Source organism: Ruegeria sp. AM1, from assembly GCF_056540745.1.
Genome location: NZ_JBQFXH010000014.1, coordinates 33058 through 54390, shown reverse-complemented (window position 1 = coordinate 54390; position 21333 = coordinate 33058). Strand labels below are relative to the sequence as shown.

At 56.3% G+C, this 21333-nt stretch carries 18 protein-coding genes and 1 pseudogene; 4 read left to right on the top strand and 15 right to left on the bottom strand.

From position 1 onward, the window contains the following. Window positions 1-295: 295 nt before the first annotated feature. From ACR0I7_RS18280 to ACR0I7_RS18225, 12 genes are all read right to left on the bottom strand, one after another. On the bottom strand, window positions 296-1033 hold the full coding sequence (locus tag ACR0I7_RS18280) for a Stf0 family sulfotransferase (protein ID WP_480513576.1): 738 nt from the start codon (window positions 1031-1033) through the stop codon (window positions 296-298). Between the two features lie 187 nt (window positions 1034-1220). Beyond that, on the bottom strand, window positions 1221-1874 hold the full coding sequence (locus ACR0I7_RS18275) for a DUF2848 domain-containing protein (RefSeq protein ID WP_480513574.1): 654 nt from the start codon (window positions 1872-1874) through the stop codon (window positions 1221-1223). Further along, on the bottom strand, window positions 1871-5449 hold the full coding sequence (locus ACR0I7_RS18270) for a hydantoinase B/oxoprolinase family protein (RefSeq protein ID WP_480513572.1): 3579 nt from the start codon (window positions 5447-5449) through the stop codon (window positions 1871-1873). Before ACR0I7_RS18270 ends, ACR0I7_RS18275 begins: the two co-directional genes overlap by 4 nt. 68 nt (window positions 5450-5517) lie before the next feature. Further along, window positions 5518-6801 (bottom strand): TRAP transporter large permease, encoded by a 1284-nt coding sequence (locus ACR0I7_RS18265; protein WP_480513571.1) that lies wholly within the window; start codon window positions 6799-6801, stop codon window positions 5518-5520. Next, on the bottom strand, window positions 6798-7346 hold the full coding sequence (locus tag ACR0I7_RS18260) for a TRAP transporter small permease subunit (protein WP_480513569.1): 549 nt from the start codon (window positions 7344-7346) through the stop codon (window positions 6798-6800). The genes ACR0I7_RS18265 and ACR0I7_RS18260 overlap by 4 nt, the downstream gene beginning before the upstream one ends. A 29-nt stretch (window positions 7347-7375) precedes the next feature. Next, window positions 7376-8401, bottom strand: a complete 1026-nt coding sequence (locus ACR0I7_RS18255) for a TRAP transporter substrate-binding protein (protein WP_480513567.1) — start codon at window positions 8399-8401, stop codon at window positions 7376-7378. Then, a complete protein-coding gene (locus ACR0I7_RS18250; protein WP_480513565.1) occupies window positions 8398-9243 on the bottom strand; it encodes a putative hydro-lyase in 846 nt (281 codons plus the stop codon). The genes ACR0I7_RS18255 and ACR0I7_RS18250 overlap by 4 nt, the downstream gene beginning before the upstream one ends. Window positions 9244-9335: 92 nt before the next feature. After that, the gene (locus ACR0I7_RS18245; RefSeq protein WP_480513564.1) at window positions 9336-10214 is read right to left on the bottom strand and encodes a LysR family transcriptional regulator; all 879 of its coding nucleotides are present in this window, start codon (window positions 10212-10214) and stop codon (window positions 9336-9338) included. 730 nt (window positions 10215-10944) lie between these two features. Next, a complete protein-coding gene (locus ACR0I7_RS18240; protein WP_480513562.1) occupies window positions 10945-11727 on the bottom strand; it encodes an ABC transporter permease in 783 nt (260 codons plus the stop codon). Further along, on the bottom strand, window positions 11724-12476 hold the full coding sequence (locus ACR0I7_RS18235; protein ID WP_480513560.1) for an ABC transporter permease: 753 nt from the start codon (window positions 12474-12476) through the stop codon (window positions 11724-11726). The genes ACR0I7_RS18240 and ACR0I7_RS18235 overlap by 4 nt, the downstream gene beginning before the upstream one ends. A 9-nt stretch (window positions 12477-12485) precedes the next feature. Continuing rightward, a complete protein-coding gene (locus ACR0I7_RS18230) occupies window positions 12486-13250 on the bottom strand; it encodes a transporter substrate-binding domain-containing protein (protein ID WP_480513558.1) in 765 nt (254 codons plus the stop codon). A 39-nt stretch (window positions 13251-13289) separates the two neighbouring features. Continuing rightward, on the bottom strand, window positions 13290-14087 hold the full coding sequence (locus ACR0I7_RS18225) for an ABC transporter ATP-binding protein (RefSeq protein WP_480513556.1): 798 nt from the start codon (window positions 14085-14087) through the stop codon (window positions 13290-13292). A gap of 77 nt (window positions 14088-14164) precedes the next feature. Between ACR0I7_RS18225 and ACR0I7_RS18220 the strand changes: the two genes are divergently transcribed. Genes ACR0I7_RS18220 through ACR0I7_RS18205 form a run of 4 tightly spaced genes read left to right on the top strand, consistent with a single transcriptional unit; the run spans window position 14165 to window position 18389 of the window. Further along, entirely contained in the window at window positions 14165-14821 is a 657-nt protein-coding gene (locus ACR0I7_RS18220) for a TetR family transcriptional regulator C-terminal domain-containing protein (protein WP_480513554.1), read from the top strand. Continuing rightward, on the top strand, window positions 14818-16002 hold the full coding sequence (locus tag ACR0I7_RS18215) for a pyridoxal phosphate-dependent aminotransferase (protein ID WP_480513552.1): 1185 nt from the start codon (window positions 14818-14820) through the stop codon (window positions 16000-16002). The genes ACR0I7_RS18220 and ACR0I7_RS18215 overlap by 4 nt, the downstream gene beginning before the upstream one ends. Next, a complete protein-coding gene (locus ACR0I7_RS18210; RefSeq protein WP_480513550.1) occupies window positions 15999-17603 on the top strand; it encodes a 5-guanidino-2-oxopentanoate decarboxylase in 1605 nt (534 codons plus the stop codon). Before ACR0I7_RS18215 ends, ACR0I7_RS18210 begins: the two co-directional genes overlap by 4 nt. 3 nt (window positions 17604-17606) lie before the next feature. Continuing rightward, complete coding sequence (locus ACR0I7_RS18205; RefSeq protein WP_480513549.1) at window positions 17607-18389, top strand: arginine deiminase family protein; 783 nt, start codon at window positions 17607-17609, stop codon at window positions 18387-18389. A 381-nt stretch (window positions 18390-18770) separates the two neighbouring features. Here ACR0I7_RS18205 and ACR0I7_RS18200 read toward each other — a convergent pair. The 3 genes and pseudogenes from ACR0I7_RS18200 to ACR0I7_RS18190 form a co-directional block, all read right to left on the bottom strand. Then, window positions 18771-19401 (bottom strand): annotated as a pseudogene (locus tag ACR0I7_RS18200) (tyrosine-type recombinase/integrase). A 400-nt stretch (window positions 19402-19801) separates the two neighbouring features. Then, the gene (locus ACR0I7_RS18195; RefSeq protein ID WP_480513547.1) at window positions 19802-20557 is read right to left on the bottom strand and encodes an ABC transporter ATP-binding protein; all 756 of its coding nucleotides are present in this window, start codon (window positions 20555-20557) and stop codon (window positions 19802-19804) included. Continuing rightward, the gene (locus ACR0I7_RS18190; protein ID WP_480513545.1) at window positions 20557-21333 is read right to left on the bottom strand and encodes an ABC transporter permease; all 777 of its coding nucleotides are present in this window, start codon (window positions 21331-21333) and stop codon (window positions 20557-20559) included. The genes ACR0I7_RS18195 and ACR0I7_RS18190 overlap by 1 nt, the downstream gene beginning before the upstream one ends.

The window sequence follows — 21333 nt, the reverse complement described above, 5'->3', positions numbered from 1 at the left end:
CCTTGATCATTCCAATGATCTGTTCGTCGCTAAATCTGCGTTTCATAGTCCATCCTTTGCTTGGACGGATTACTAACACCTCAATGGCCTGATTTCAGGGGGCTGGGTCATCCTCAGTCAGTTGCTTTAGAGACCAAACCAACAATCTGAATAGTAGCGGCTTATCAACGATCCGGAGTGCCGCCGTTCGCCGAGACGTTCCTGGAAGTTAGTTGCGCGGACACAGCGTCATTTAGCTGCGGCTGCGCCAATGGCCGCTTCGAAGTGGGATACGACTGATCAGAGCAATCGAGGCTTAACCTGTTTCACTTCTATATCGATCTACCCATTTTTGATTGACTTCATCTGCCATTCTGGCCGTTTTCGGTTGTATTCCTTCAGCGTATTTGAGCGGAACATTGATGTAGTCAAGAACACGCTTCAACTCCCTATTTGGGTTTTCAGCCAAATGCTCGTAAGTCAGTCGCATCGGAGAAATACTATTTTCCTGAAACCATGATTCCCAGCCAGCGTTATGATCCTCCATTTCGGCGACAAGCTTACCTATTGCTATTCGATCATAAGTGAGCGGGCGCTTGCTTGGCCGTTGTTGCAAAGGTGTTCCATCTATTGCCATGTGCCAAAGTCCATCCTGTTTGGCCTTCAATAAGGAAACAGCTTGAGAAACAACATCTTGGCGGGTCAGAAAAACGAATTTTACACTTCCGAAAGCATGTTCCAAGCGTTGTAGGAAATCGACATGGCCTGGAAAAGCTCTGCCGAGTATTTCGTCTAACTCAATGAATGTATCCCACATTATCCTTAGACCAAAAACATTTGACTTGGATCGTCCGGTATCAATGACCGAAGTGAGATAAGCACGATCAAAATCTGGCCCTGAAAGATGAGAAATCTGAAACTGAACCGACCGTTCTGCGACAGAGTTCTTTCGAAAATAGGAGTCTGGTCGGCCCGCGTGTTTGGTGTCGCTTAGAAGATTGCAAAGCAGTGTACTTCCGCTTCTCGGTGTGCCGCAAAGAAAATATGAGCGCAAAGGAGCGTCCTTACTCAGATATGTAAGACAGGAAGACTATCCGGTAGTTGTCGTTCGTACAACGTCAGCAAGCAAGTGGTACTTTGGGCTCTCCTGGCCCCTTCGCTGCGACTGCGCCAATGGCGGCATTGGGATAACCAAAACCACTTACTAGGCATTGAAAATGCAGTTCCTTTTGTTGGTTCTTCTAAAGGACTATGGGCAGCGAACGGATCGAATACTCCATTGTGAGCCGCCGGTTTCGCTTAGGGTCTTCCAGTTCCATTCTGTAGGATTGAGAAGCACGGACACCGCCGATTGCGCCAAGAGTCCCGCAGAGCATCGCTGAGTTGTCGCCCATGCTAGATCCGCCAATCAGTTTTTGCAGCGGTAAGATGTTCGAGAGCGTGCCTTTTTGATAGCTGACCCAGCTTCCGTCTTCTTTGATTGAGCAGCGCAGTATTAAGGTGTCCAAGTCTGCTTCAACGTCACACAATCGCCAAACGCCCTTGGAGGCGGGCTTCGCGCAAATCTGCTTTGATGCTGCGACTGAATGTGTTTCCAAACTGCGGTCAGTGTGATCAGATGCTAAGCCGAGCCACAAGGCGCCAGCACTTTGTATGATGAGTGGCTCAACCTCGCCCGATGTCTCGTTGCCAAGCACTTCGATAGTGTCCGAATGAACGAGAAGACTGCTGGAAACTCGGTAGTAGAGCGGCACCTCGCTAGGGGGTGCCACGCCAATTTCGGCAAGCTCGTCGATATGATGCTGCACCGCATCGGCATTTCGACCAGTCCAGCCGGCGACGTAAAGGTGCTCGACGGCAAGGTCTATTTCAGAGCCTGAATGATGAAACTTCATAGGTCAGGGTTCCCAAAACCGCCGCCGCCGGGCGTTTTCATGATGAAGGTGTCACCGGGTTCCAATTCCGCTTGGTCGTTACCCTCAAGGATTTCAATAGCACCGTTTGCACGCTGAACAGAGTTTTCTCCAGTGGCTCCTGGGCCTCCATCTTGAGTGCCTTGGGGCGGCACCTTCCGGTGCGAACTCAGGGTCGTCACTGTCATCACGTCGTTGAATCTCAGGCACCGGACAATCCCGTTGCCACCCACGAACCGCCCGAGGCCACCAGAGCCCTGACGAATGGAAAATTCATCGACCTGGACTGGGAAGCGCGTTTCCAAAACTTCAGGATCGGTCATCCTCGTGTTCGTCATATGACTATGGACCGCGCTGGTGCCATGAAAGCCGTCTCCGGCTCCTGTACCTCCACAGATCGTCTCGTAGTTCTGGTAGATGTCGTTGCCATAGACGAAGTTGTTCATGGTGCCTTGACTGCCCGCAATGACTCCAAGCGCGCCATAGAGCGTATCCGCGATGGATTGGCTCACTTCTGTGTTTCCAGAGATCACTGCTGCTGGAGACGTTGGATTGATCATCGACCCTTCCGGCACGATCAACGTAAGCGGTTTGAGACACCCTTCATTCATTGGGATGTCGCGGCCAACAAGCGTCCGGAACACATAGAGCACGACAGCGCTGCAGATCGCCATTGGCGCGTTGTAATTGAGCGGGCTTTGCGGTGATGTGCCCGTAAAATCAATCTTTGCGGAGCGATTGGCCTTATCGACTCGGATATCCACCTCGATTTTGGCACCGTCATCCATGGGATAACTGAACTTGCCATCTTTCAGGACATCCAGAACACGCCGCACACTTTCTTCGGCGTTGTCCTGAACATGCCCCATATAGGCATGAACCGCCTCGATCCCGAACTGTCGCGTGATCTTCTGCAACTCAGCAACACCGGTGGCGTTCGCTGCAATCTGCGCTGCAAGATCGGCCATGTTCTGATCAACGTTCCGACATGGATACGTGCCAGAGGACAAAAGCGCGCGGGTTTCACTATCTCGCAGTTGCCCCTGTTCCACCAGAAGAAAATTGTCGATAACGACGCCTTCTTCTTCAATTGTGCGGCTGTCAGGTGGTGCCGATCCGGGTGTTTTTCCCCCAATGTCCGCGTGATGTCCCCGCGACGCGACGGTGTAGAGGATGTCTCGTCCGTCTTCATCAAAAACAGGCGTGATCACCGTGACGTCAGGCAGATGAGTGCCGCCATTATAGGGGTTGTTCATCATAAACACGTCGCCGGGTCGGATTTTGTCCGCGTTCTCGCGCAAAACTGTCCGTACGCTTTCCGACATGGACCCCAAATGTACGGGCACATGCGGCGCGTTGGCGACCAAATCGCCGTTTTGGTCGAAGATGGCGCAGGAGAAATCCAGGCGCTCTTTGATGTTCACCGAATAGGCCGTGTTGGCCAGCGTCGCCCCCATCTGCTCGGCAATGGACATAAACAGGTTGTTGAACACTTCGAGCATTACCGGCTCCACCGAGGTTCCTATCGCTTCGGCACGCTCAATCGGCACAGCCCGTTCCAGGATCAGATTGCCACCCTTAGCACAGGTGGCGCGCCAGCCCGGTTCAACCACATTGGTGCCTGTGGGCTCGGTCAGAATGGCGGGCCCTTCAATTGTTTGACCCAGAGCCAGGCTCGCGCGGTTCACTAAGGGAACATCCTGCCATGTTCCATCAAAGCAGACAGAGACCGCTGTCTTGTCCAACTTCGTGTCCTGCGGATCAGGCAGGCTCACCTGTTCGCCAGTCTGCCCGATGGCTTCAACGATCAGCACATCAATGATCAAATCGCTGGTATCTGGCGCGAATCCAAACCGCTGCTGATGCACTGCGACGAAATCCGCTTCCATGTCTGAAGGTGTGCCGAAGACCACTTCCAAACTTTGCTGCGCATCGCGAGGGCGGATTTGTACGCGTTTAGAGATTGTGATGTCGATGGGGTCGATCCCCTGATCTTTTACCTCGTTCCCAGCGATTTGCGCCATGTCATTAAGTGCGTCATTCGTGCCGGTATCTGAGAGGGGCCGCTCAAACTGCTGTTCGCGCATCGCCCGTACATCCGCCAGCCCCATGCCAAAGGCAGAGAGAACGCCTGCAAAGGGATGAATAAAGATGCTCTCCATGCCCAAGGCATCGGCCACAAGACAGGCGTGCTGACCACCTGCGCCGCCAAAACAATTCATCGTGTATTTGGTTACGTCATAGCCGCGCTGAACGCTGATCTGTTTGATTGCATTGGCCATGTTCTCAACAGCAATGCGCAAGAACCCTTCGGCGAGTTCTTCTGGCGATTTGCCGTCGCCAATCTCTGCTGCCAGGGTCTCAAATTTCTGGCGCACTGCGTCTTGATCAAGCGGCTGATCGGCGTTTGGCCCAAAGACATGCGGGAAGTGATCGGGGTTCAGCTTGCCCAAAAGCACGTTGCAGTCTGTGACAGTCAGCGGACCGCCACGGCGGTAGGCGGCGGGGCCCGGATTTGCGCCTGCGCTTTCCGGGCCAACCTGCATCCGACCGTCCCTGTAGGATAGGATCGAGCCTCCGCCCGCCGCGACAGTATGGATGGACATCATCGGTGCCCGCATCCGCACGCCCGCAACTTCAGTTTCGAACGAACGCTCAAATTCCCCGGCGTAGTGACAGACGTCGGTGGATGTTCCGCCCATGTCGAAACCAATCAGCTTTTCAAAACCCAGCTCAGCTGCAGACCGGACCATGCCAACCACCCCGCCGGCGGGGCCAGACAGAATGGCGTCGCGGCCATGAAAGAGCCGCGCATCAGTCAAGCCGCCGTTCGACTGCATAAACATCAGCCGCTCACACCCGCCTGAATGCGTCCCAAGCGCGTCGGCAACCTGATCGACATAGCGGCGCAAAATCGGGGAGAGATAGGCATCGACGACAGCGGTATCGCCACGGCCCACCAGCTTAATCAACGGGCTGACTTCATGACTTAGGGAAATCTGATCAAAGCCGGACTGCTTAGCCATCTCGCCCAGACGTTGTTCATGCTCGGGAAAACGGTAGCTGTGCATCAGCGCAATGGCGACGGAACGATATCCCTTCCCATAGGCCCGCGACAAAGCCTCGCGCGCGGCAGTGCAATTGAGCGGTGACAGGATGTTGCCTTGGGCGTCCAGTCGCTCCTCGACCTCAACGACGTCCTCGTACAGCAACTCGGGCAGTTGGATGTTGAGATCAAAAAGCTTGGGACGGTTTTGGTACCCGATCCTCAGAAGGTCTTTCATGCCTTTGGTGATGAACAGGACCGTCCGCTCGCCTTTGCGCTCCAATAGTGCATTTGTCGCGACTGTCGTGCCCATTTTCACAGCGTCGATCAATCCGCCTGGCACAGCCGCATCAGCTTCGAGATCGAGCAATTCGCGAATGCCGTGAACCGCAGCATCTTTGTAGACTTCCGGGTTCTCCGACAAGAGCTTGTGGGTCTTTAAGTCGCCAGTTGGGGACTTCGCTACAATATCTGTGAACGTGCCACCACGATCTACCCAAAATTGCCACATCGGACAGTTCTCCTTCATTTGCAGCCGTTTGGCCGCAGCATTTAGATTAACTCGATTTGCTTTGGTCGCTATTCGAGGGCGGCTGGCAGCCAGAGCGCAATTTGCGGGAACGCGATCAAAGCGAACGCCATTGCCAACATGGTCAGGCAGTAGGGCAGAGCCCCGAGCATGACTTCGTTCAGATTGCCCGACTTCCTGGCACCCTGGACAACGTAGAGGTTCAGCCCAACCGGCGGAGTGATCAATGCCATCTCGATTAAGACGATCATCAAAATGCCGAACCAGATCACATCGTAGCCCTGCGCCAGGACCATCGGCACGATGATTGGGATTGTCACGACCATCAGCGACAAGGTTTCGATAAAGAAGCCCAAGACAATGTAGATCAGCACAACCACCATGATGAAGCCGAGAGGGGAGAGGCCCAAACCTTCGAGGAAAGCTGTCAGCTCACGGCCAAGTCCGGCGGAGGACAGCGTGAAGTTCAAAAATGACGCGCCGATGATTATCAGCATGATCATTGAGGTGACCTTAATTGTGCCCAACAGGCTTTCGCGCATCATTGCCCAGTTCACCCCGCCGAAAGCCAGCGCGATCAGTAATGCGCCCGCGACGCCAACGGCTGCGGCCTCAGTTGGTGTGGCCCATCCGCGATAGATGGAACCCACAATAAGAGTAAAAAGGATGAGGATCGGCACAAGGTCAACGAGCGCGCGCGCCATTTGAAGGAACGGGAACACCCGTCGGGTTCCACCCAATTCAGGACGGATCGTGCAGAGGATGGCTGTAATCACGAGGAAAGCCAACGCCAGCCCTAGCCCAGGAATAAGACCAGCCAGAAACAGTTGCGGGATCGATGATTGCGTCAGGAAACCATAGACGATCAGGTTGATCGACGGTGGGATCATGATGCCAAGTGTACCACCAGCGGCGATAGCACCCGAGAACAGCTTCGGGTCATAGCCTAGTTTCTCGGCCTGCGGCATCGCCACAGTCGCGACAGTTGCTGCGGTCGCAACCGACGAGCCCGATGTGGCTGAAAACATCGTCGCGGTTGCGACATTGGCGTGCACCAAGCCGCCCGGCAGCCAACTGACCCACCGGTCCAGCGCGGCATAGGTGCGAGTCGCAACGCCGGAACGCACCAGGATTTCACCAAGAAGGACAAAGAACGGGATCGCAATCAATGTGGCGGAACTGGACGATGACCAGACCATGTTGCCCAATGCGCGGCTGAGCGGGAAGTTCGAAAAGAACTGGTCGACCCCAAAGCCAAGTAGGAAAAGCACGATACCAACGGGTATCGAAAGGGCGAGAAGTGCCAGCAACCCCGCAGAAACATAGGTGATCATTTCAAGGTATCCTGTTCCGCAAACGCGCCAATAAAGGTTTCTGTTTCGCTTCCCCGGCCACGCACGAACAGACTGATTGCTGCGAGCGTGACGAGGCACGCCATGATGGCAAACCAGACCCAACCCGCAAACCAAGGGACTTGAACCCAGGCTAACGGAGTTGCGAGGGGTGTGTTTGCTCTGCTGCCATTTTCGACCGCGCGTTCCACGACCGGCCAGCATTTGATGGCAATTGTGACCACAACCCCTGACATGATGATCATTGAAAAAACGTCGAAGAGCGCGCGTAGCGTACCTTGAGCGCGCGATCTCAAGAGGTCGATGCGGATATGGCCCAGTTCCAACAAAGCGAAGGCCATACCCCATGAGCTGACTAGTGCCATCGCATAGCCTGCCAACTCTTCAGATCCGCCAAAGGATGCATGGACCTGGCGAAGAGCAATATCTGCAACCACAAAGGCTGCCATTCCCAAAAGGCCAAGGCCAACCACAATCGCTATTGTATGATTTATCTTTCGGAGCCTATTGATCAACGCCAGTTCCATATTGAACGTCCCCTAGTCTGATGCGTTGATTATTCGATGGTCACACCGACAACCTGACCGACCGACTCGTTCCAGCGAGACGCCCAATCACCGCCTGCGCGTTCGGCCCAATCGGGAAGCACTTCACCAATCAGAATACCGCGCGCCTTTTCAAAGTCCGCATCGGAAATCTCGACGAGAGCCATGTCGCGTGCGTCACCAGCCGCACATTCGCCGTTGCCGGTCAGACAGGCGATGTCGTTGACAAGAGCGTCTTGTGCGCTGGCCCAGGCAGGTTCTTCAAACCCTGCCGAAATCTGTTCGCGGATTAGACCTTGATCGTCCGCGCTCAGGCCATCCCACTTGTCAGCGTTCATGGCTGTAACAACGTGATCCCAACCGCCCAAGGGAATTGGCAGAAGATGGGTTGAGACTTCCCACCAACCAGCGGAATACCCCGAGCCGGCCCCAGTTACAGCACAGTCCACTACGCCGTTTTGAAGCGCGCCCGGCACCTCAGAGAAAGACACGTTGACACCTTCGGCACCAAGAGCTTCGAGGAAAAGAGCGGTCATGCGGCCAGAGGCGCGAACTTTCAACCCTTCAAGATCGGAAAAGCTGCCGATCTCAGCGTTGCAGAAAACAACCTGCGGCGGGTACGGTGCGATTGCCAAGACTTCCGCATTAAAACGGTCACGGTAGATGTCAGACACCATCGGGCGCGCAGCATCGACCATAGCACGTGCTTCATCAGCGGTCAGCGCCAGAAGCGGCACATCAAGACCTTCAAGCTCGGGAGCATCGCCAACGGCGTAGTCTGCAACCGTCATCGCAACATCATAGACGCCTTGGCCAAGAAGCGGGTAAATCTCTGACAGTCCCAGACCCATCTGGTTGTGTGTCGTCAACTCAACGTGGAAATCCCCGGCACCCGGCAAAGTCTCGGACCAAAAAGGCGCTTCATACTGTTTGTGCAAAGGCAGGCTTGACCAGCTTCCGACGACCGAAAGGTCTTCAGCGAAAGCGGGTACAGCAAGAGCCGTGGTTGCAGCGAGCATAGTCAGCGTACGTTTCATGTGTTCACTCCTTGTTGGTTTAGTTCTTGATAGATTGTAGTCTCTGCATCTTCGGGCACGTCAGTAATCAGCATGTGTCCGGGCGCGTGAGTGATGCAGACGGGTAGCTTTGCAGCGCGAAGGACGTTTTGCGGCGTCACACCGCAAGCCCAATACACCGGCACCTCGCCGGGTTTGACTTCAACAGGATCTCCGTAGTCGGGTTGGCTGAGATCAGAAATGCCTATGGATGAAGGATCGCCCACGGCAATGGGGGCGCCGTGGGCTTGTGGATACTTCGCGCTGATGGCTTTTGCTTCGTCGATCTGGTCTTCGCGCAAAGGTCGCATCGTCACAACCATTTTCCCCTCAAAGGGTCCAGCGGGCGCAAGATCGATATTGGTCCGAAACATTGGAACATTCCGGCCCATCTCGATATGACGGACTGGTATGTTGGCCCGCATGAGTGCGTTTTCAAATGTGAAAGAACAGCCCAAGGCAATTGTTACAAGGTCATCTGCCCAGATATGAGAGATATCGGTGACTTCCTCCGAGTATTCGCCGTCTCGGAATACCCTGTATCGCGGCACGTCAGTACGGATGTCGATATCTTGCCCAAGGGTATGCAACATCGAATCCCCAGTCTCACTGACACCAACGATCGGGCATGGTTTAGGGTTCCTTTGACAGAACCGGAGAAAATCCAGTGCATAAGCTTCAGGGAGAATGGCAAGGTTGCATTGCAGCTTTCCTGGAGCGAGACCTGCTGTGTTTTCCGCATATAAGCCGGCGCGAATGCGCTGTCGGATGCTTTGACTCGATAGGAGTGATGCGTCGAATTCTTCTGCCTGATGACTAGACATATTCTCTCCATGTGCATGTCACCAAAGGTTCACACAAAGAGAGTATTCATTCAAATTATCATTATTTATCTGTAGTGATAGATTTTTTGAAATTATTTGGGATGGGACTTGTGCCACATGGTTGCGACGTCGCGGGCGATTTCTGCACTGTTTTCAACAAGAAAGCTTCGTGGTTCAGCAAGGTATGACGCCGTGAATTCCAAGGGCGGTGGGACGAATCCAGGGTCAAACTCTTCGACTTCGTTTGCTTCCAGATAGGGAACTGCAAGTATCCGCGGGTGTGGTCCAACTGCGATTCCCGCTGCAATCATTCTCAGGCTTGCCGACAAAGATGCTGAGGTAAAAACGCGAGATTTTGGCCCTACCCGTCTTGCCAATTCCGAGGTCAATTCACGGTATGGCCTGGTCTGACTTGAATACGAGATGATCGGAATCTCGGCCAAATCAACCTCGCCCAAGTTCTTGGACTTATACCAGTGAAGATCGAATGCTGGCAGAGCAACATTTTTCACTGAATACTCAGAGACGGGGCCCATCAAGAACGCCAGGTCGAGACGACGCTCCAGAATTGCTGCGCGTAGATTGAGCGAAATGTCTACTGTGAGGTCGATGTTCACTCTCGGAAACCGTGCACTGAATGCCTGAATGAAGGATGGTAACCATGCCTGTGCGATCGTTTCTGACGCTCCCAGCCTGAACAGACCTTCGGTCTCGGCTGGATTAGCAACACGGTTTTTGATTTCTTCTTCGACATAAAGAAGTTGCTCAGCATAGCCCAAAAGTTGCTGGCCCTTCTTAGTGAGTACAAGCTCCCCCGGCCCACGTTCGAAAAGCTTGGCTTCCAACTCGTCTTCTAGATTGGAAATACGTGTCGATACCGCTGGCTGTGATAGATGCAGACGGTCTGAGGCTCTGCGAAAGCCACCCAAGCGGGCAACCCAAAGGAAAGTACGAAGTTGTTCGAAGGTCATGGCTATTCAAAACACTTATCGGATTGCACTTCAATCGATCACTTATCCTTAGATTGGAGCCAACTTCCAAATCGGCTTTGATGAAAATTGGATCCAGAAACGTGGCCATTCATAGTTTGCGCAGCATTTGTCGAAATGGGTTCGCTCTGGACATTCGCCGCGGCCAGCGTTCGTGTCAGCTTCGCAGGGCTTCTCCGACATCGATGTTCGGACATGTTGCCGACGCAGCATCCGATCGCATGTGCGGCATGGTAGTCGCTGCGTTGCATCCGATGTCGTCGGAGCAGTCTTTCGCCAACGTTGATTTGCCCGAATCCGAGTCCGGGCTTTCGCCGCGGCTTGTTCAGACAAGTTCGACACTGACAAACCTGCCGCTAGTATTTTCCATTCGAACGGCCGCATTGTGCACTTTGCAACTGAGGCAAAAACACCTCGGGCGGAGAGGAGCCATTCGCTGGTGTTGAGAGGTTTGATGTTCAAAACTGGCAAAGCAGAAGTTCAAGAAACGTGATATATCTTAAGAGAGCTATCGAAATTATGATCTCTTCATTAAGTCATCACCTTTGAAATACGCGCAGGGTTAGGGAAAAACCAAATAAGGTTTTTCTACAAAAAAGAAAGTAATTAGATCGTCGTTCCAAACATACTAATTCACGTATTCCTCAAGTGAACAGTGAGGTAAGTTCTTTTGGACGAAGGCGTCTTACGGATAGAGGTATCAGAACTGATTTCATATCTTTCCGGTCCCCAACACCCTCACTTCTAACCAGTGGAAGGTTAGTGCGATCAGGCCCGCGACCAGTATGTAAAACACCGCCAGCAACAGCAGTGGTTCATAGATAATGAACGTGTCCGAGCGCACGCGGGACGAGACCGCATAGATATCGACCACGGTGATGGTAGCCACCAGCGGGGTCGCTTTAAGTTGCAGGATGGTTTCTCCACCTAACGTCGGCAGGACATTGCGGATCGCCTGCGGCAGCCAGATGCGACGGAACATGGTCAGGCGGGGCATGCCGAAGGACTTGGCTGCCTCTAGCTGGCCTTTGGCCACTCCTTTGAAGGCACCGCGCATGACCTCGCCCTCATAGCCCGCGTAAGACAGGGTGAGCGCTAGCACCGCATAGGGCCAGGCTTGGCGGAGATAGGGCCAAAGCTCGGATGAGCGTATCCAAGGGAACTGCGGGAAAAGCGATCCGAGACCATAGTACAGCAGCCAAAGCTGCAACAGCAGCGGTGTACCCCGGATGATAGTACAGAAGGCTTTTGCGGGGGCCGCGAGATACCATGGGCCGACCGCTTGCGCCAATCCCAACGGAACGGCGAGAAGAAAGCCAAGTACAACGGTGACAACCAGCAGCCAGATCGTGGTCCAGATACCCTGAAGCGCCAGCGGGGCGTATTTGGGTATCCAGTCCCATTGCAGCGATAAGGCACACCAGACAACGATGCCGGCGAAGATCAGCATCATCACAATGCGATGCGGCTGCATCAGGGATTTAAGATCGATCATTTGCCCCCTCCGTTCAGAGAGGGTTGTCCGCGACGGGCCCATTTCTCGACCCGCCCAAACACGGCCCCAGAGCACAGCGTGACCATTAGGTAGAGAAAGCCTGCCGCGAGGAAGAAGGTGAAATAGGCGCGGGTGCTGCTGGCAGCCTGGCGGGTTTCGAGCGTCAGTTCGTTGAAGCCCACGACCGCAAGAAGCGCTGTGTCTTTGGTGGCGATCAGCCACAGATTGGCGAGGCCCGGCACGGCGAAGCTCATCATAGCGGGGATTGTCACCCGGCGCATGGTCATGAAGGCGGGCATTCCGTAGGATTTGGCCGCTTCGATCTGACCAGGTGGAACCGCCTGAATGGCACCGCGCAGAATCTCGGTCGCGTAAGCGCCCTGAACGACGCCCAGCACCCATATGCCTGCGCCAACGCCGCTGACCTCGACCCGGCCACCGCCCATAGCGGTGGAGATTTTGTTGATGATATCCGAGCCCACGTAATACAGGATCAGGATCAGGATCAGTTCCGGTACAGCCCGGATCACGGTCGTATAGATGGCGAGAAGATCGCGCGTGACCTTCCCGCCGTAGAGTTTGCCATAAGCGCCGAACAATCCGATCGCCAGGCCCATCGCATAAGCGCCAAAGGCGATTTGCAGCGAATGGGACAATCCGCGCAGCAGATTGCTGCCCCATCCCGGCGGCGAGAGCGAAAGAAGCTCTGCGCTCTGCGCCAGGCCAAGTGAATCCAACAGTCCGGTCACAGCAGCGGCTTAGTAGATGCTGGCCGAGAAGTAGTTTGAGGTGATTTTCTCATGTGTGCCATCCGCCAGAATGGCTGCGATACCCTTGTTGAGCGATTCCAGCAGATCCTCCTGCCCTTTGCGCACACCCGCACCAACGCCACGCCCGAGGATGGCCGGATCGTCTTTGACCGAGCCTTTGATCTCGCAGCACGCGCCCGCATCCGAATTCACGAAATCCGCCATGGCGATGCTGTCGGCCTGAGTGGCATCGATACGGCCCGCAAACAGGTCCTGATTGGCCTCATCCTGCGTTTGATAGACGCGCAGTTCGGAATCCTTGAAGTACTCCTGCGCATAGGCTTGATGGATGGTCGAGGCCTGAATGCCGATCACCTTGCCTGCCAGTGACTCGGGCGTGGCTTCGATATCCATCGACTTGTCGGCCACGATGACTGCAGGCGTGTTGTAATACGGATCGCTGAAATCGATGGTTTTCAGCCGCTCTTCAGTGATCGACATCGAGGCCATGATGGCGTCGATCTGCTGGCCGGTCAGCGACGGGATGATACCGTCCCACGCGACCGGAGTGATCACGCATTCCAGTTCAGCCGCCGCGCAGACCGCGTTGATGACGTCGATTTCCCAGCCGACCCAGTTGCCGGAACTGTCGAGCGAGGCGAAGGGCGGATAAGGCTCGGCGGCGATGCCGATCTTGACCTCTTCGGCGCTGGCGACGCCTGCCGAAAGGATGGCGGCGGCAACGCTGGATGCGAGCAGTTTCTTGATGTTCATTTCTATGACTCCCAGTTGATTTTGTTGAGTTTTGTTGGATCAGGCCACCGAGCTGAGGAATTGCTTCAATCGCTCGGATTTCGGATTTCCAAAGACCTCGGCAGGTGGCCCCTGCTCTTCAATGCGGCCTTGGTAGAGATAGACGACATGGCTGGCGACTTCGCGCGCGAACTTCATTTCATGTGTGACCAGCAGCATGGTGCGGCCTTCGGCAGCCAGATCGCGGATCACGGTCAGAACCTCGCCCACAAGCTCGGGATCGAGCGCCGAGGTCGGCTCGTCAAACAGCATGACCGACGGGTCCACCGCCAGCGCCCGCGCGATGGCGGCGCGCTGCTGCTGGCCGCCGGACAGATAGGCCGGATAGGTGTCGGCCTTGTCGCCCAGCCCGACCCGCTCCAGCAACTCATGCGCCCGCGCGATGGCCTGCGCCTTGGGCACCTTCAGCACATGCACCGGCACCTCGATCACGTTTTCCAGAAGCGAGCGGTGGGTCCACAGGTTGAACTGTTGAAACACCATGGCCAGCCGGGTGCGGATGCGTTCGATCTGGTGCCGGTTGGCAGGGCTGCCATCGGCGTGCATTTCAACCAGTTCACCCCCGATGGTGATCTTGCCCGAGCTGGGGTTTTCCAGAAAGTTGATGCAACGCAGCATGGTGGACTTGCCCGAGCCTGAGCCCCCGATGATCGCAACAACATCCCCTTTGTGCGCGGTCAGCGAGACGCCTTTCAGAACCTCCAGCAGGCCGAAGGATTTGTGCAGGTCTTCAACCTTTATCGCCTCTTCTAACACGGTGGCATCGTCTACGGGAGTAACGGCTTTGGCTGTGTCCATATCCAAGATTCTTCTGATTTCGGGTTGAAGTAAGCCTCGAATCTCGCAATTATGCAAGTGTATAATAACTTAATGTCATGGATGCGCCCGACGTGCAGGATGCCTGCCCAAAATTCAGACGCGAATCTGCCGAGTTTCGGCGTGAGGCGTTGATCCACGCGACGCTGGACCTGATCGCCGAGGTCGGCATTCGCGGAGCCACCGTGCGTGAGATTGCGGCGCGGGCAAACGTGACGCAGGGGCTGATCCGGCACTATTTCTCCTCAAAAGAAGAGCTGGTTCAGGCCGCTTATGAGCATCATATGACAACGCTGACCGACCAGACGGCGGCCTCGTCCGGTGAAGGCAGCGCGGTATCTCGGTTGGTAAATTTCGTTGACGCATCGCTGCGCCCACCCATCGTTGACCCAGGCGCAGTCGCCTTGTGGGCGGGCTTTATCAACAAGGTGCAGCACGATCCAAAGATGCAGCGCATTCACCAACGGACCTATAGCTATTTCCGGGATCAGTTAGAGACGCTGATCGTCGCCGCGCTGCAAGAATGTGGGCGTTCGGTCGATGCGGCCGAGGCCACTGGGCTGGCCATTGCCTGCAACGCGGTGATCGACGGCCTTTGGCTTGAGGGCGGAGCTTTGCCGGATGCGTTCTCGGAAGGCCAGCTGCCGCAGATCGGGCTGGAATCGGTCAGCGCAATCGTCGGAATTCCATTGACTAAAGAGGTGGAGCAATCATGAGAACCACAGCCGTGACAGAACGCTTAGCGGGTCTGGGGGGCGCCAAATGGGGCGTTCATCTGAAAGCGCTGGAGCTTATCAAGGCCGGAGCGGATATCGTTGAAATGACCATTGGGGAACCGGATGTTCCGGTCCCCGATGCGCTGATCGAAACCACCGTGGAGTCTCTGCGTGCGGCGCGGACCGGGTATTCGAACGGGCGTGGTGAGGCGGGCCTGCTGGATGCACTGGCCGCGCGCTATTCAGCCACACGCGGGCGGACGTTCGGACCCGAGAATTTCTTGTGTTTTCCCGGTACGCAAACCTCTTTGTTTGCGGTCATGGCAGGCGTGGCCGAGGCCGGGGATGAGGTTCTGGTCGGTGATCCGATGTATGCCACCTATGAGGGCGTCGTGCGCTCGTCGGGGGCCGAGATGGTGCCAGTGCCGCTGCGGCCCGAGCACGGGTTTCGGATGCAGGCCGAAGATATCGCCGCCCGGATCACCCCGCGCAGCCGCGCCATTTTGCTGACTACGCCGCATAACCCGACCGGCGCGATCCTGACCGCATCCGAGCTTGCCGCAATCGGGCAATTGGCGATTGAGCATGACCTGTGGATCATCTCCGACGAGGTCTATGAAGAGCTGGTTTTTGAGGGGGCCGACTTTGTCTCTCCGCTCTCTGATCCCAAGCTGGCGGATCGGGTCATCGCGGTGTCGTCGATTTCAAAATCCCACGCGGCCCCCGGCTTCCGGAGCGGTTGGTGCGTGGGTCCGGCAGCGTTTTGCGAAGCGCTGCTGCCCTATTCCGAGACCATGCTGTTCGGCAACCAGCCCTTTATTGCGGATATGACCGAAAAGGCGATCCGCGATGGGTCTGCAGTGGCCCCCGGCATGGCTCGGCGGTTCTCAAGCCGGGCCAATATGCTGGCCGACCGGCTGGAGGCCGAAACCGAACTGACGGTGCATCGGCCCGAGGCGGGGATGTTTGCGCTGATCCATGTCGCCTCCACCGGATTGGACGGCGAGGCTTATGCCTGGGACCTGCTGCAATCCGGGGTGGCCGTTATGCCGGGCTCGGCCTTCGGGGACGGTCTGAAAGACTGGGTGCGGGTGGCCCTGACGATCAGCGACACTGAATTTACCACCGTCCTCACCCGCATCATTCAGCACGCCAACACAACACCGCGCGAGGTTGCATGAGCAAACTGACAGTGGGGGAAGCTCTGGTCGCAGAGCTTCGGCAACGCGGCGTGACCTGCGTGTTTGGTATTCCGGGTGTGCACACGGTTGAGCTCTATCGCGGGTTGGCGGCCTCGGGCATTCGGCATGTGACGCCCAGGCACGAACAGGGTGCCGGTTTCATGGCCGATGGCTATGCGCGGGTGTCGGGCAAACCGGGCGTGGCCTTTGTGATCACCGGGCCGGGCCTGACTAATACGCTGACGCCAATGGCACAGGCGCGGGCGGATTCGGTGCCGATGCTGGTTGTGTCGGGGGTCAACGCCACCCCGTCGCTGGGCCGGAACATGGGGCATCTGCACGAGTTGCCGGATCAGCAAGGGCTGGCCAAGACCGTTGCATTGTTGTCCGAACAAATCACCGAGGCCACTGACCTGGACCAGGTCCTGGACCGCGTGTTTGAGTGTTTCACGGCAGGTCGGCCCGGTCCGGTGCATATTGAGGTTCCGCTGGACGTTGCAGCCACTGATTATGTCAAAGCGCCCGGCGCTGCGCCCGGTCCGGGGCCGGAGTTGGATGCGACACAGATCGCGCAGGCCGCAAAACGTCTGGCTGAGGCGCAGAAGGTTGTCATTCTGGCAGGCGGCGGGGCCAAACGGGCCGAGGCTGCCTTGCTCGGGCTAGCCGAGGAGCTGGACGCGCCGGTCGTGCAAACCACCAACGCGCGCGGCCTGATGCACGGGCATCCCCTGACGGTTCCAGCCAGCCCCAGCCTAGGCGCGGTGCGCGCGCTGATCGAAGATGCCGATTGCGTGCTGGCATTGGGAACCGAACTGGGGCCGACCGACTATGACATGTATGCAACCGGACAGACGGCGGCGCTGACTGGCCTGATCCGGGTGGATCGGTGCAGCGCCCAACTGGCGCGGCACGCGGCCGAAATTGCGCTGCATGGCGACGTTGAAGAGATCGCGCCCACAATTCTGGATGGGCTGAACGTTGCCGGAAAGCAAAGCGACGGCGCCGCAAGGGCGGCTCAGGCGCGTGCTGGCGCGTGGGAGGAGATCGGCCCAGATTATCGCCATCTAGTCGACATCCTGTCTGCGATGCGCGATGCCGCACCGGATACATTGATGGTCGGAGATTCCACGCAACCGATCTATGCCGGTGATCTCTACTATGATCATGACCGCCCCGGCGGCTGGTTCAACGCCGCAACCGGCTATGGCGCGCTTGGCTATGGCATTCCGGCGGCCATCGGCGCGGCCATCGCCGACCCCTCGGCGCGGGTGATCTGCATCACCGGAGATGGCGGCGCACAGTATTCGCTGCCCGAGATCATGGCGGCGGTGGACGAAAACCTGCCCGTCACTTTTGTGATCTGGAACAACCACGGATATCGCGAGATCGCGACCGCCATGGAGGATGTGGGCGTGACGGTGATTGGTTGCGACCCCTCGCCCCCCGATTTTGCCGCAACCGGCAGATCGTTTGGCATCCCGTTCACCAGCGTATCCGAGGAACCGCAGGCTGTTGCCCAAGCGCTGCGCGAGACCGCAGAGGCCACCGGGCCAACCATGATCGAAGTGAAATCCCCGATATTCGAACCTCGGAAAGAGTAAGCCATGCCTGACCCGACCTATGAGTTTTCCCGCGCCATCACCCGCCGCCCGGCCCCGACCATTGCGGGCGGGTTGCGGGCCGAGGATATCGGAAACCCGGATTTCGACAGCATGACGGCAGCGCACGCGGCCTATGTGGCGGCACTAAAAAGCACCGGAGCGGAGGTGATCGAACTTGGCCCGCTGGACGCCTTCCCTGATGCGCAGTTTGTCGAGGACACCGCGCTGTGCCTGCCGCAAGGTGCGGTACTGATGCGACCGGGCGCGCCCTCGCGTCTGGGCGAAGTGGTGGAAATGGCCCCTACCCTGCACAGCTGCTACGACACCGTCCGCAAGATCGAAGGCCCCGGCCATATCGAGGGCGGGGATATTCTGGTGACCGGACGTGAAATTCTGGTGGGCCGATCAGATCGAACGGATGCCGAGGGCGTTGCCGAACTCGCCCGCATCACATCCGATTGGGGACATAGAGTGCGCGAAGTGTTCACGCCCGAGGATGTTCTGCATTTCAAGACGGATTGCTCGCTGATGGATCCGGAAACGATCCTATCGACCCGGCGGCTGGATGCGTCTGGCTGTTTCGACGGCTACCGCGTGCTGCATGTGGCCGACGGCGAAGAAGCCGCCGCCAACGCGATCCGTTTCAACAATCTGGTGCTGATGGCCGCCGGCTTCCCCTGCACCGCCGAGATGCTGGATCGTGCGGGATATGAGGTGGTTGAGATCGACAACACCGATTGCGCCAAGCTGGACGGGGGCATGTCCTGTCTTTCTTTGCGGTTTTGAGTGTGATATCCAAGATTCAGATGCTGGCTATTAACAGATGGTACACTAGCGCCTTCCAAAATGCGTTTTCCGAGTCACGCTATCTTCGAGAGAATGCGCCTGCAACATCTGGAATATCCGCAGTCCGTGAGTTTCTGGAAACCTGGATCATGCAGCTGCGGCGAAAGTCCGGTCATACGAAGCGTCACCGCAGCGCTTTACGGCATCGGCAAAGTCCGGAATGGTCCATCTTGAAAGCGGTCAATATTTGCTCTCAGCGCTTCACCGCAACTTGTGGAGCGCGGATTAAGGGAGGTATCGGCTCAGTCCGAACCACTGCTGCACCGCTAATGTAAGTCCGGTCCAGATTGGCGAACGACAAGTGCCGCCCGCTAACGTGGTTCAAATGTCGATTTGCTCGGCGATGCTCAACGCATCTTCGAGTTCGACGCCAAGGTATCGGACAGTGCTGTCGACCTTTGTGTGTCCAATCAGCAATTGAACTGCTCTAAGGTTTCCGGTTTTTCGGTAAATCTCTGCAGCTTTAGTCCTGCGCAGCGAATGGGTGCCGTGTCCACTGGGTTCCAGCCCAATCGTGGCCATCAATCACGCACAAGTCGGCCATATTGGCGATTTGAGATATGCGGGCGGTCGTGAAACCGGCTGGGAAACATGAAACGGCAGCCAATCATTTCCGGTGATTTGATCCACGCAGCAATAGTGTCCCACGTGTTTTCAGAGAGTTCGAACTGAACGGGTCGCTTGGTTTTGCTCTGGATCACCGACACCCTTTCGCGAACGCGATCATCCCTCATCAAGTCAGTGACAGCCAGTTTGACCAAATCGCATCCGCGAAGCTTGCTATTAATTGCCACGTTGAACAGCCAAGGTCGCGCAAGTTGCCCGCCAGTTCGAGCCGCACGCCGATTGCCCAGACCTGTTTCGGCAATAGCGGTCGTTTCTGGCCGATGATCCAGCCCTTGTTCCAAGCTCTTCTTTTTGGAGTGACAGCGGGAAATTGGACTCTTAGCATAGTTTGCCCTCCAATACTCCCGCCAGGCGCAGACATCAGCACCGTGCTGACGCCAGGATTTTACAGGTAGTTTGAATGGCCGTTGTCCGGTTGCTTGTTCTCTGGGAAACGCCGCAGATGCATTGGGCCGGTCCGAGCCCACATCTACCTGATGCTGCAATCTGCACTAATCGCAAATAAGCGCGTACAGCCGAAATTGAACACTGTACGGGCGGTCCAAACCTATTACTCGACAGAGTTTGACAATTCTTTAGCCGCCCTCCGATTGAGCGGCATTCGTCGCAGTATCAAATGCTCAACTGCTTCGAGTTCACACATCGGGCAACAGAGTTTACACGCCAAAACTTGATTCATTGCTATCGGCTCTGACACCCAGGCGCAATCATTGTGAGGTCTGCCTCTAGTGATCCAACATACCCCAAAGTCGGCGTTTGATGGCCAGAAAATCCTCGGTCAGACGCATTTCGTCTGTTCTGGGGCGAGGCAAGGCGACCTCTTCGATATGGTGAATACGACCCGGACGCGCGGACATCACGACGATCTTGTCGGACAGAAAGATCGCCTCTTCGATGTCATGGGTCACGAAGACAACAGTTTTTTTGGTCTGATTCCAGGTCTCCAGCAAGTCTGACTGCATCCGCTCCTTGGTCTGCGCATCCAGCGCACCAAAGGGTTCATCCATCAGCAAAACATCAGGGTCGTTGGCGTAGACCCGGCCTATGTCGACGCGTTTGCGCATCCCGCCCGACAATTCGCGCGGCCAGCGGTCCTCGAAACCTTTGAGCCCGACCATCTCGGTCCATTTTGCCTCGATCTCGGCCTGTTCTGCTTTGGAAGCCCCACGCAAGCGTGGGCCGTATGAGATGTTCTTGGAGACCGTCATCCAGGGGAACACCGCATCCTGCTGGAACACCATGCCGCGACGACGATTGGTACCCTTGATGATCTCACCATCCAACGTCATATGACCATCCGAAGGGTCGAAAAGCCCTGCCATCATTTTCAGAAGCGTGGACTTACCACAGCCCGAAGTGCCGATGATTGAGTTGAAGCTTCCCGACTCAAAGGTGATGTCGATCCCTTCCAGCACGGTCAGCGCGCCTGGAGAACCCTTGCCAAAGGTGTGAGTCAGATTGTCGACTTTAATCTCTGGCATTATTCCCGCGCCTCCGACCATTGCATGAGATGTGCCTGAATTCGGCGGAAGATCCTGTCCATGATGAATGCACAGGTGCCGATGATGACAATCACCATCATCACTTGATCGGTAAGGAAATAACGTCGCCCCTCCTGCAACAGGAAGCCTAGACCGTTTTGCGCCGCCAGCAGTTCCGAGGCCACCAGCGTAGTCCAAGCCGCGCCAAGCGCAATTCGGTATCCAGTGATAATGAACGGTGTTGCAGCAGGCACAGCAACCGTTCGGAACACTTGAAACCTGCTTGCGCCCATGGTCGAGGCGGCGTCCACATAGACCTGCGGAACGTTTTTCATACCAGCGATCACGTTGACCACACAGACCATGAAACAGGCAATCGAGATGATTAGAACACGGCTGAATTCTTCAATCCCGAACCAAATGATAATGATCGGGATATAAGCCAGGGGCGGGATCGGGCGCAGCGCCTCGATCAGCGGATCGACAAGATATTCTATCGTTTTGTACCAGCCCACCAAACAGCCCACTACCAGCGCCGCCGTCGTGCCGATAAAAAAACCCATGAAAATCCGGAACAAGCTGGCCCCCAACGCAGTGATCAGACTGCCTGACTCGAGATTGGTGAAAAAGGACTTCACGATGTCCGAGATCGGTGGCAACAGCGCCGGGTTATTGTCCGGTAGGTTCGTGACCCAAATATAGGCGGCGAATACCATTGCCACCGACAAGGCGCCCAGCCACAGGCGCCTCGAGGTCATGAGGTCGAGCAGTGCCAT

Coding starts and splice junctions, on each gene's coding strand:
- ACR0I7_RS18275 (WP_480513574.1), bottom strand. CDS start 1,874: ATGAAGTTTCATCATTCAGGCTCTGAAATAGACCTTGCCGTCGAGCAC.
- ACR0I7_RS18270 (WP_480513572.1), bottom strand. CDS start 5,449: ATGTGGCAATTTTGGGTAGATCGTGGTGGCACGTTCACAGATATTGTA.
- ACR0I7_RS18265 (WP_480513571.1), bottom strand. CDS start 6,801: ATGATCACCTATGTTTCTGCGGGGTTGCTGGCACTTCTCGCCCTTTCG.
- ACR0I7_RS18260 (WP_480513569.1), bottom strand. CDS start 7,346: ATGGAACTGGCGTTGATCAATAGGCTCCGAAAGATAAATCATACAATA.
- ACR0I7_RS18255 (WP_480513567.1), bottom strand. CDS start 8,401: ATGAAACGTACGCTGACTATGCTCGCTGCAACCACGGCTCTTGCTGTA.
- ACR0I7_RS18250 (WP_480513565.1), bottom strand. CDS start 9,243: ATGTCTAGTCATCAGGCAGAAGAATTCGACGCATCACTCCTATCGAGT.
- ACR0I7_RS18245 (WP_480513564.1), bottom strand. CDS start 10,214: ATGACCTTCGAACAACTTCGTACTTTCCTTTGGGTTGCCCGCTTGGGT.
- ACR0I7_RS18240 (WP_480513562.1), bottom strand. CDS start 11,727: ATGATCGATCTTAAATCCCTGATGCAGCCGCATCGCATTGTGATGATG.
- ACR0I7_RS18230 (WP_480513558.1), bottom strand. CDS start 13,250: ATGAACATCAAGAAACTGCTCGCATCCAGCGTTGCCGCCGCCATCCTT.
- ACR0I7_RS18225 (WP_480513556.1), bottom strand. CDS start 14,087: ATGGACACAGCCAAAGCCGTTACTCCCGTAGACGATGCCACCGTGTTA.
- ACR0I7_RS18220 (WP_480513554.1), top strand. CDS start 14,165: ATGGATGCGCCCGACGTGCAGGATGCCTGCCCAAAATTCAGACGCGAA.
- ACR0I7_RS18215 (WP_480513552.1), top strand. CDS start 14,818: ATGAGAACCACAGCCGTGACAGAACGCTTAGCGGGTCTGGGGGGCGCC.
- ACR0I7_RS18210 (WP_480513550.1), top strand. CDS start 15,999: ATGAGCAAACTGACAGTGGGGGAAGCTCTGGTCGCAGAGCTTCGGCAA.
- ACR0I7_RS18205 (WP_480513549.1), top strand. CDS start 17,607: ATGCCTGACCCGACCTATGAGTTTTCCCGCGCCATCACCCGCCGCCCG.
- ACR0I7_RS18195 (WP_480513547.1), bottom strand. CDS start 20,557: ATGCCAGAGATTAAAGTCGACAATCTGACTCACACCTTTGGCAAGGGT.
- ACR0I7_RS18190 (WP_480513545.1), bottom strand. CDS start 21,333: ATGGCACTGCTCGACCTCATGACCTCGAGGCGCCTGTGGCTGGGCGCC.